The organism is Dactylosporangium aurantiacum, from assembly GCF_000716715.1.
In the GTDB taxonomy this organism is placed as follows: Bacteria; Actinomycetota; Actinomycetes; order Mycobacteriales; family Micromonosporaceae; genus Dactylosporangium; species Dactylosporangium aurantiacum.
Window position 1 is genome coordinate 17,718 of sequence record NZ_JNYJ01000079.1, and the last position, 9,811, is coordinate 27,528.

At 73.8% G+C, this 9,811-nt stretch carries 8 protein-coding genes; 6 read left to right on the forward strand and 2 right to left on the reverse strand.

Annotation, left to right across the window (positions count from 1 at the left end; genetic code table 11):
- The first annotated feature begins 271 nt into the window (after nt 1-271).
- From OP18_RS47845 to OP18_RS47855, 3 genes are read left to right on the forward strand one after another with little or no spacing between them, the layout of a single operon-like run.
- Nucleotides 272-1,312: an ABC transporter permease gene (locus OP18_RS47845; protein WP_211273903.1), complete on the forward strand. Its 1,041-nt coding sequence runs from the start codon at nt 272-274 to the stop codon at nt 1,310-1,312.
- Nucleotides 1,309-2,076 (forward strand): ATP-binding cassette domain-containing protein, encoded by a 768-nt coding sequence (locus OP18_RS47850; RefSeq protein WP_033367025.1) that lies wholly within the window; start codon nt 1,309-1,311, stop codon nt 2,074-2,076. Before OP18_RS47845 ends, OP18_RS47850 begins: the two co-directional genes overlap by 4 nt.
- A gap of 53 nt (nt 2,077-2,129) precedes the next feature.
- On the forward strand, nt 2,130-3,068 hold the full coding sequence (locus OP18_RS47855; protein WP_081971768.1) for a sugar ABC transporter substrate-binding protein: 939 nt from the start codon (nt 2,130-2,132) through the stop codon (nt 3,066-3,068).
- A 201-nt stretch (nt 3,069-3,269) separates the two neighbouring features.
- Here the strand turns inward: OP18_RS47855 and OP18_RS47860 are convergent, their stop codons facing one another.
- Nucleotides 3,270-3,977: a FadR/GntR family transcriptional regulator gene (locus OP18_RS47860; protein WP_033367026.1), complete on the reverse strand. Its 708-nt coding sequence runs from the start codon at nt 3,975-3,977 to the stop codon at nt 3,270-3,272.
- A gap of 74 nt (nt 3,978-4,051) precedes the next feature.
- Complete coding sequence (locus OP18_RS47865) at nt 4,052-5,293, reverse strand: metal-dependent hydrolase (protein ID WP_033367027.1); 1,242 nt, start codon at nt 5,291-5,293, stop codon at nt 4,052-4,054.
- A gap of 105 nt (nt 5,294-5,398) precedes the next feature.
- On the opposite strand from OP18_RS47865, the gene OP18_RS47870 reads away from it, so the two are divergent.
- The 3 genes from OP18_RS47870 to OP18_RS47880 all read left to right on the forward strand — a co-directional run.
- The gene (locus OP18_RS47870; RefSeq protein ID WP_033367028.1) at nt 5,399-6,109 is read left to right on the forward strand and encodes a siderophore-interacting protein; all 711 of its coding nucleotides are present in this window, start codon (nt 5,399-5,401) and stop codon (nt 6,107-6,109) included.
- A gap of 32 nt (nt 6,110-6,141) precedes the next feature.
- Entirely contained in the window at nt 6,142-8,559 is a 2,418-nt protein-coding gene (locus OP18_RS47875) for a glycoside hydrolase family 3 C-terminal domain-containing protein (RefSeq protein WP_211273904.1), read from the forward strand.
- Between the two features lie 121 nt (nt 8,560-8,680).
- Nucleotides 8,681-9,811 (forward strand): M28 family metallopeptidase (locus tag OP18_RS47880; protein ID WP_033367035.1); only part of this gene is annotated, 1,131 nt, incomplete at its 3' end.

Consider the following 9,811-nt stretch of genomic DNA (forward strand, 5'->3'; position numbering starts at 1 on the left):
TCCCGATCACCGCGTCAAGTTGTCGCACATCCCGTCAGTTGCGGTCAACTGCCACTGCGAAATCGGCGGCTCGTGCCAAGTCCGGGTGCATTGATCTGATGTCTGTGTGGTCCGGTGGCGATCCTGTGGGCAAATTATCCCTATAAATTCGCCCATAGACGACAGGCCGTCGGATGGTTCTTGACGGAAACGCCGAGCGCGAGTATCAAGACATCTCATCACTTCCGTTCAACTTCAGTCAGCGGCATCCATCACGACGAAGGAGAGGCCGATGACGCTCGGCACCAGACCACCGGACGCCGCCGTCGTCGGGGCGCCGCCACCCCGACGGCGCCCCGGCGGGCCGCGGCTCGCGTTGCGGCTCATCCGCACCGGACCGGTGTTCATGCTGCTGGTGATCGTCGCCGCGGCCAGCGTGCTGTCCCCGGTCTTCCTCACCACCCGGAACCTGGGCAACGTGCTCGCCCAGACCGCGGTCATCGCGGTCCTGGCGGTCGCGCAGCTGCTCGTCATCGTCACCCGCGGCATCGACCTGTCGGTCGGCTCCACCGTCGCTCTCGCGGCGGTCGCCGGCGCGCTGGTGTTCGAGGCGGTGCCGTCGGCGACCGTCGTCGTGCTCACCATGCTCGGCACCGGCCTCGCGGTCGGCGCCGTCAACGGGGTCGCCCTCGTCTGGGGGCGGCTGCCGCACCCGTTCATCGTCACCCTCGCGACGCTGAGCGTCGCGCACGGCCTGGCGCTGTGGCTCGCCGGCGGGCAGCCGCACCGGGGGATGCCCGGCATCATCCAGGTGCTCGGTGGCGAGTCGATCGGCTGGCTGCCGTACTCGACGCTGCTGGTCGCGGCGCTGGCCCTGCTCGTGCTGCTGCTGACCACCCGTCTGGTGTGGGGGCGCTGGATCTACGCCGTGGGCGGCAACCCCGACGCCGCCCGCCGCGCCGCGATCCCCGTCAACGCCGTGCTCGTCTCCGTGTACGTCATGAGCGGCCTGGCCGCCGGCATCGCCGCGTGCATCACCGCCGGCCGGCTCAACGCGGGCTCCCCGACGTTCGGCGAGCTCGCCGAGCTCGACGCGATCGCCGCCGTCGTCATCGGCGGCGCGAGCTTCCTCGGCGGCCGGGGCACCGTGACCAACGCGCTGGTCGGAGCCCTGATGATCGGGGTGATCCGCAACGCGATGAACCTGCTGAACGTCGACGCCTTCATCCAGCCGATCGTGATCGGCGTGGTGATCCTGATCGCCGTCGAGCTGGACGTCATCCGTGGCGCGCTGGAGCGGCGCTTCCAGGTGATGCAGGCGGTGGCGGCGTGAGCGCGCGGGGCGCGGCGGCGGTACCGGCGCTGCGGATCACCGGCGCCACCAAACGGTTCGGCGCGGTCGTCGCGCTCGACGACGTCGACCTGAGCGTCGCCCACGGTGAGGTGCTCGCGCTGCTCGGCGACAACGGCGCCGGCAAGTCGACGTTGATCAAGTGCGTCAGCGGGGTGCACCGGCTCGACGCCGGCACCGTCGAGGTCGACGGCGCGGTCGTCGGCCTCGGCTCGCCGGCGGCGACCCGCGCCGCGGGCATCGAGACCGTGTACCAGGATCTGGCGCTGTTCGACAACCTCGACCCGGCGGCGAACTTCTACGCCGGCCGGGAGGACGCCGGACCATCGTGGCTGCCGCGTGGCATGCGCCTGCTGCGCCGCCGCGCGATGGCCGGCGCGACCACCGAGGTGCTCGCCCGGCTCCAGGTCGGGCTGCCCGACCAGCGCGCCGGTGTGGGGCTGCTCTCCGGCGGCCAGCGGCAGGCCATCGCGGTCGCCCGGGCCGCCGCGTTCGCCACCGGCATCGTCATCCTCGACGAGCCGACGGCGGCGCTCGGCCTGCGCGAGTCGCGGCGCGTGCTCGACCTCATCCTGCGCCTGCGCGACGAGGGCCGCGCCGTCGTCGTGGTCTCCCACGCCATGGACCACGTCATGGAGATCGCCGACCGGGCCGCCGTCATGCGCCGCGGCCGGAAGGTCGGCGAGCTCGCCCCGACACCGGACAACCAGCAGGCGATCGTCTCCATGATCGTCGGCGGGTCCTGACCCCGCCGCCTCCCCGCACCCCTCATCCCGTGTCCAGCGAAGGGACCAACCCCATGAACCGCGTTCGAAGACTCGCCGTGCCGGCGACGGTCCTGGCCGTCGCCGCCGCCACGCTGACCGGCTGCGGCGACGCCGAACCCGGCGGTGCCGCCGCGGGCGCCGTCAAGGTCGGGCTGATCACGAAGTTCCCGGTCGACTTCTACGACACGATGGTCGACGCGGTGAAGCAGTACGACGCCGCGCACGCCGACGTCGAGGTGGTGTACGGGCAGGGCAAGAGCGGCACCGACGACGAGGGCGAGATCGCCATCATCGAGAACATGATCACGCAGGGGGTCAAGGCGATCGCGATCACGCCGACCAGCCCGAACGTGCAGGGCGCGCTGGACAAGGCGGTCAAGGCCGGCATCAAGGTGGTGCTGATCGACAACGACATCCCGGGCTGGACGGGCAAGTCGTCCGTGGTCGCCACGGACAACCTCGCCGGCGGCAAGCTCGCCGGGCAGTGGCTGGCCAAGCAGCTGCCGGCGGGCGCGAGCATCGCGGTCCTGCAGGGCCGGCTCGGCAACCCCTCGCTGGACGACCGGGTCAAGGGCCTCAAGGACGGCCTCGGCGGCGCCGCGACGATCGTCGCCGAGCCGGCGACGGACTGCGACGAGACCAAGGGGCTCAACGCCGCCCAGGACATCCTGACCGCGCACCCGGACGTGACGGCCATCTACGGCGCCTGCGGGCCGCCGATCACCGGCGCGCTGCAGGCGGTCAAGGCGAGCGGGAAGAAGCCGATCGTGGTCGGCTTCGACGCCTCGCCGCAGGAGATCCTGGCGATCGAGGCCGGCACCCAGGCCGCCTCGGTGGCGCAGTTCCCGGCGAAGATGGGGACGCTGGGGATCGAGACCGCGGTGAACGCGGCGAAGGGCCAGAGCGTGCCGTCCACCGTGGACACCGGCACCGAGATGGTCACCAAGGACAACGTGGCGAAGTTCAAGTAGACCTGCCGGCCCCACCGGGCGGCGGTTCGGGGTGGACCGGGGTGGGGACGTGCATGGAGGACCGGCCGCGGTCGGCGGCCCGGCCGGTCCGGCGGGTGAAGGGCGGCGCCGCGACGGCTCGCGCGGCGCCGCCTGCCCCGCCCGGCGGGTGAAGGGCGCCGCCTGCCCGGCGCGGGGTCGTGGGTGGCGCCGCCCGGACAGCTACCGCCGCGGCCCGTCCGCCGGGATCGACGCGCTCAGCACGGTGCGCAGCCACGCCTCCGACGTGTTGACGTGCAGCAGCGCGCTGGCCTGGGCGAGCAGCTGGTCGCGCGAGCGCAGCGCGACGTAGATCGCGTGGTGCTCCTCGATCGTCTGGTGCGCCGAGTTGCCCTCGATGAGCCCGCGCCACACCCTGGCCCGCAGGGTGCGGCTGGACAGCCCGTCCAGCAGCAACGTGAGCGTCTCGTTGCCGGTCGCGGCGACGACGGTACGGTGGAACGCCGTGTCGAACCCGATCAGCTGCTCGGCGTCGTCGGCGGCGGCGCGCATGTCGTCGAGGATCCGGCCCAGCTCGTCGAGGGCGTCGTCGCTCATGCGCAGCGCGGCCAGGCCGGTGGCGACCGGCTCGAGCATGCGGCGGACCTCCATGACCTCCAGCAGCGTGTCGTCGCGCAGCAGCTCGACCGCGACGCCGAGCCCCTCCAGCAGCAGCCGGGGCGCGAGGCTGGTGACGTAGGTGCCGTCGCCGCGGCGCACGTCCAGGACCCGGGCCGACTCGAGGACCTTCACCGCCTCGCGGATCCCGCTGCGGGACAGGCCGAGCTGGGCGGACAGCTCGTGCTCCGGTGGCAGCCGCGACCCCGGCGGCAGCTCGCCGCGCTGGATCATGCCGCGGATGCTCGCGATCGCCTCATCGGTCAGCGCCACAGGACTCTCCTTCGAAACGGCCCCGTGCGTTTGGATCTGCTGCATGCAGGATCTTGCCACCAGGGCCGCGCCGCTCACTCGCCGGGCAGCAGCTCCTGCCTGGGCGGTGTCCACGGCGCCGGCAGGCGCGGGCACCCGTCGCCCCCGGGACCGGTGCGCACCTCCGCGAGGCCGGCCCCCGCCTCCCGGTCGTAGCGCAGGTCCCCGACGATCCAGCCGTCGCCCGCCGGCGCGGCCCACGGCGCCCGGGCGAACCGCAGCAGCGCCTCGACCGCGCACGACTGGCCGGCGAGCGTCGCGAACAGGCCGGCGTCCAGGCTCAGCTCGCCGCGCCAGGCGATCTCGCCGGTGGAGGGCTGGTCGACCGGGGCGAGCGGGGCGGTCGTCTCGTCGCCGGACGGGTACAGCCGCGCGCACCGCTCGGCCGGGATCCAGCCCGGCGCCAGCGAGTCGAACGCCCGGCGCAGCACGTACCGGTCCGCCGTGCGCTGCACCGCGATGACCTCGCGGCAGACGGGGTCGGCCGGCATCGGGGTCAGCACCACGTCGAGCGTGCGGGCCGCCGGGAACCGCTCGGCGAGCAGCGCCTCGACGCGGCGCTCGGCGGAGCGGGACGTGACCGCGAACGTCGCGGTGAGCACCAGCCACGCGGCGACGCCGCCGGCGAGCGCGACCCGGGCGGAGGCGAACCGGCTGAGGGCGGCCAGGCCGGCGGTGAGCAGCGTCAGCAGGACGGCGAAGGACGCGGGCACGAAGCCGGTGAACCAGCTCAGGCCCAGCCCGGCCGCGAGCACCAGCCCGATCAGCACGCGCGGCGTGCGGCCGGGCAGCACGAACAGCAGCGCCGCCGCGCACGCCCACAGCAGCGGCTCGACGATGAAGACGGCGTCGCCGTAGAACCAGCGGTTGTCCAGCGGCCAGAACGGGTGCACGCCGTAGCTGTTGGTGAAGTCCAGGCCGATGTGCAGCAGCGGTGCCAGGACCGCCAGCCCGGCGAGGAACAGCAGATCCGCCCGGCGCGGCGTGATGCGGCGGTACCGCCACCAGAGCCGCACCGCGACGAACAGCAGCACCGCCAGGCCCAGCGCGCCGACGACGGTGTGCGTGTGGCCGCGGTGGTGCAGCAGGTAGTCGGTCGTGGTGCCGGCCCACCCGGTGTAGATGACGTCGGCGTCCGGGAGGTTCCCGCCGACCGCCATGACGGCGATCGCGGCGCCGCGGCGGGCCCGGTCGCCCAGCACCGCCGACGGCGGCACCGACCGGTGCACGGCCTCGCCGACCAAGATGCTGATCAGCGTGTGGGTCACGTTGTCCATCGCCGAAGGTCCTCCGCGGGCGGGGCCGGTTTGGGGTGGGCCAAGTCTTGCATCCGGCGGCGGCAGATGATCCAGTTCCCCCATGTACCGTCGGATGCGGCAGCCATGACCGGACTCGCCCAGCGCCTGGCCGACCTCGCCAGCAGCGCCATGTTCGACACCGCCCTGGTCAGCGCGGTCACCCCGCTGGCCGCCGGGTTCGTCCAGGTCGAGCTGACGGCCGAGGCGTTGCGGAAGGCGACCTGGGTGCCCGGCGCGAAGCTGCGGCTGCGCCCGCGCCGCGGCGCGTTCGGCCTGCGCACCTACACGCCGATCAGCTGGGACGCCGAGCGCGGCGTGACGCGGCTGCTGGCGTACCCGCACGGTGACGGTCCGGCGGCGCGGTGGTTCCGGCAGGTGGCGGCCGGCGACACGTGCGAGGTGTTCGGGCCCCGCCGCTCGATCGACCTGCGCGGGGCGGCCGGCGCCGTGGTGTTCGTCGGCGACGAGTCGAGCGTGGCCCTGGCCGTCGCGCTGCGGACCGTGACCGGCGACGTGTCGCACGTCTTCGAGGCCGGCGACCCCGACGGGCTGGCCGAGGTCCTGACCGGGCTGGGCATCACCGACCGGGTCGCCGTGGTCGCGAAGGCCGCCGACCGCGCCGAGCTGCTGCGCCACGCGCGGGACGCGGCGATCGGGGACGGGTACACCCTCGTCGTCACCGGCGACGCGGCGACCGTGCACGCCGTGCGGCGCGACAGCCGGGCGTGGCCGCACCGGCCCGCGGAGGTCAAGGGCAAGGCGTACTGGGCCGAGGGCCGCACCGGCCTCGACTGACGTTCCGACATCCGCACCACGCTGGAGCATCCGTGACCGAGCTTCCCCGCGCCGCCGCGCTGACCCTCGCGCAGCGCATCCGCCTGCTGTCCGGCGGCGACGTGTGGCGCACCCAGGCGCTGCCCGAGGCCGGCGTCCCCGCCGCCGTCATGAGCGACGGGCCGCACGGCCTGCGGTTCCAGGCCGACGCCGGCGACCACCTCGGGGTCACCGGCAGCGAGCGCTCCACGTGCTTCCCGACCGCGGTGACCATCGCCAGCGCCTGGGACGAGGAGCTGGCGCGGCGCATCGGGCACGCCCTGGCCGTGGAGGCCCGCGCCCTCGGCGTCGACGTGGTCCTCGGTCCGGGCCTGAACATCAAGCGGCACCCGCTGTGCGGCCGCAACTTCGAGTACTTCTCCGAGGATCCGCTGCTCGGCGGCCGGCTCGCCGCGGCGATGGTCACCGGCCTGCAGGAGCACGGGGTCGGTGCCTGCCTGAAGCACTTCGCGGTCAACAACCAGGAGTCGCACCGGTTCGTGGTCGACGCCGTCGTCGACGAGCGGACGCTGCGGGAGCTGTACCTGTCCGGGTTCGAGCACGCGGTGAAGGCCGCCCGGCCGTGGACGGTCATGGCGGCGTACAACACCGTCAACGGCCACCCCGCCACCCAGCATCACCGGCTGCTCACCGGCATCCTGCGCGGCGAGTGGGGCTTCGACGGTCTCGTGGTCAGCGACTGGGCCGCCACCAACGACCGGGTCGCCGCCGTCGCCGCCGGCATGGACCTGGAGATGCCCGGCAGCCACGGCCTGTTCGACCGGGAGGTCGAGGCGGCGGTCGCGGCCGGGCACCTCCCCGCCGACCTCGTCACCGCCTGCGCGCAGCGGGTCCTCGACCTGGTGGCCCGGTCCGCGCGTACCCGGGGCCCGGCGATCCCGGTCGACGAGCACGACGCGCTGGCCCGCCGGGCCGCCGCCGACGGCACCGTGCTGCTCACGAACGACGGGGTCCTGCCGCTTCCCGCCGGGCGTTGCGTCGCGCTCATCGGTGCGTTCGCCGAGCGGCCGCGGTACCAGGGCAGCGGCAGCTCCCAGGTGGCCCCGACCCGGATCAGCACCGCCCTGGACGCGCTGACCGGCCGCGGCGTGACCGTCACCTACGCGGCCGGGTACGACGCGACCCACGCGCGCCCGGATCCCGCCCTGATCGCGGAGGCGGTCGCCGCCGCCCGCGCCGCCGACGTCGCCGTCGTGCTGGTCGGGCTGCCCCCGAGCAAGGAGAGCGAGGGCTTCGACCGCACCGACCTGGCGCTGCCCGCCCAGCACGACGACCTCGTCGCGGCGGTCTGCGCGGCGAACCCGCGCACCGTCGTCGCCCTGTCCAACGGCGCGCCGGTCCTCATGCCGTGGAAGGACGCCCCGGCCGCGATCCTCGAGTGCTATCTCGGCGGCCAGGCCGGCGGCGCGGCCCTCGTCGACGTGCTCTACGGCGACGCCGAACCGGCCGGCCGGCTCGCCGAGTCGTTCCCGGCGTCGCTGGACGACGTCGCCGCCGACCCGTACTTTCCCGGCGACCCGCATCAGGTCGAGTACCGCGAAGGCCTGTACGTCGGCTACCGCTATCACACGACCGCGGGGCGGCCGCCGCTGTTCCCGTTCGGGCACGGGCTGAGCTACACCACGTTCGCCTGGGACGGCGCCGGCGTGGACCGGGCCACCGTGCGGGCCGGCGAGGACGTCACCGTCACCGTGACGGTCACCAACACCGGCCCGCGCCCCGGCGCCGACGTCGTGCAGGTGTACCGGCACGACCGCACCGGTGTCGTGTCCCGGCCCCGCCGCGAGCTGGCCGGGTTCGCGAAGGTCCGCCTGCTGCCGGGGGAGCGGCGCACCGTCGCCGTCACCGTCGCGGCCCGGGCGTTCGCGTACTGGGACGTGGCCGCCGCCGGCTGGCGGATCCCGGCGGGCGAGTTCGACCTGGAGGTGGCGCACTCCAGCGAGGACGTGGCGGCCGTCGTCACCGTCACGGTCGAGGACGGCGTAGCCACCATCGGCGACAAGACCCCCGCCACCGACCCCGGCGGGGCGCCGCTGGTCGCGGCCGGCGACGAGGAGTTCCGGCGGCGGCTCGGGCACGACATCCCGCGCCCGCGGCCGGTGCGCCCCTTCACCCGCCAGTCGACCATCGACGAGGTCGCCACGACCCGGCCCGGCCGGCTGCTCAAGGCGATCCTCTGGCGGATGCCCCCGATCGACGACACGGTCAGGGCGGACCCGGCCGCGCTGGCCATGTACGAGCACGGGATCAACGAGCTGCCGCTGCGTGGCGCCGCCATCTTCTCCTCGGGCCGGCTGAGCCTGGGCACCGTCGACCTGCTCGTGGACCTGTGCAACGGCGCGCCGGGCCGGGCCACCGGGCGGGCGCTGGCCTCGCTCGCCGCCGCCGTGCGCCGGCGGGTGCGGAGGTAGGACGCGGCGGTAGGGCCCCGCGGTATGTCCGAGCTGATATGCCCTCGATCACTTGTTGACGGCATCGAAGTGTGCGAATCTCGCGCCACCCTTCGTACCCCTCTGATCGAGGAGCTCGTTTATGAGATCCCGCGCAGCGGCGCTGACACTGACCGTGTCCGCCACGCTCCTGCTCTTCGGCGCCGGCCTGGCGATCCCGGCCATCGCCGCGCCGGCGGTGTCCGTCAACCCGGCGCTCGCCGCGGCACCGGACATCGCCGTGGCGAACGTGCAGGCCCACCTGGCACAGCTCGGCACGATCGCGTCCAGCAACGGCGGCACCCGCCGCAGCGGCACCGCCGGTTACACCGCGTCGGTCGCCTACATCAAGGGCAAGCTGCAGGCCGCCGGGTACACCGTCGCCGAGCAGACGTGCACCAGTTGCACGTACCGGGCGAACAACCTCATCGCCGACTGGCCCGGCGGACCGTCGGACCAGATCACCATGTTCGGCGCGCACCTGGACAGCGTGTCGGCCGGGCCCGGGATCAACGACAACGGCTCCGGCTCGGCGACGCTGCTGGAGAACGCGCTGGTCCTGGCGCAGCAGCACCCGACGATGAGCCGGCACGTCCGGTTCGCCTGGTGGGCCGGTGAGGAGCAGGGCCTGCAGGGATCCGCGTTCTACGCCAACGGGCTGACCAGCACGCAGCGGTCGCAGATCAAGGCGTACTACAACTTCGACATGGTCGGCTCGATCAACGGCGGCTACTTCATCAACCACATCACGTCCGCCGCGGCCGTGCCGATGAAGGCGTACTGGGACTCGCTGGGCCTGCAGCCGGAGGAGAACACCGAGGGCGCCGGCCGCTCCGACGACTACTCCTTCGAGCGGGTCGGCATCCCGACGTCGGGGTACGCCGCGGGCGCCAGCGCCAGGAAGACCTCCGCGCAGGCGGCCAAGTGGGGCGGCACCGCGAACAGCGCGTACGACCCCTGCTACCACCAGGCGTGCGACACGACCAGCAACATCAGCGCGACGGTGCTCAACCGCGCCGCGGACGGTGTCGCCGCGACGATCTGGCAGACGTCGGTGTCCGGCACGACCACCCCGCCGCCGACCACGACGCCGCCGCCGACCGGCTGCTCGTCGGCGCAGCTGCTGGCGAACCCGGGCTTCGAGTCCGGCGCCACGTCGTGGACCGGCACCACCGGCGCCATCGGCCAGTGGTCCAGCCAGGGCCAACCCGCCCGCACCGGCACCTACGCCGCC